Annotated in this window: 1 protein-coding gene; it reads right to left on the reverse strand. The window is 48.9% G+C overall.

The window, feature by feature from the left end; translation table 11 throughout:
• Positions 1 to 566, reverse strand: a 566-nt coding sequence (locus ICN23_RS09685) for an autotransporter-associated beta strand repeat-containing protein (RefSeq protein WP_216232045.1), incomplete at both ends; no start/stop codon positions are given.

Here is a 566-nt window from a genome sequence, read left to right on the forward strand (position 1 = left end):
CCTGCTCCATCTACTGTTAGTAAGTTAGCACCATTGGTGAAGTTGCCGCTGAAGGTGGAAGCATTAGTAGTGTTGGCGTTATTAATAGTGGCAGCACCATTTAGGGTGAAGTTCTTAGTCGAACTAAAGCTACCTGTGCCGCCAATAGTTAATGTGCCTGAGTTGATCGCTACGCTAGTTGCAGCGCCTAAGTTGGCATCCGCTTCAACACTGATTGCACCACCATTAATGCTGGTAACACCAGTGTTGGTGTTGGTGCCAGATAAGGTTAAGGTGCCTGTGCCTGTTTTGGTCAGGGCTACGGTTGTCGCTGAACCGTTCTGAATCACACCAGCATAAGTTGTGCTGGAGTTATCGCCACCAGCTGTCAGCGCTGGAGAACCGCTAGCGGTGCTGGTAATCAAACCAGTACTTGCACCAGCAATCGAACCCACTGTTTCTGAATAACCAGCCAGATCTAAAGTACCGTCAATCACCAAGGCAGAACTATTGGAAATCGATGTTGCTGAACCTAGCTTGAGGGTGGCGCCATTATTAATGGTGGTGGTACCGGTGTAGGTGTTGGT

Origin of the sequence: Polynucleobacter sp. MWH-Jannik1A5 (assembly GCF_018881795.1) — a bacterium.
Classification (GTDB): Bacteria; Pseudomonadota; Gammaproteobacteria; order Burkholderiales; family Burkholderiaceae; genus Polynucleobacter.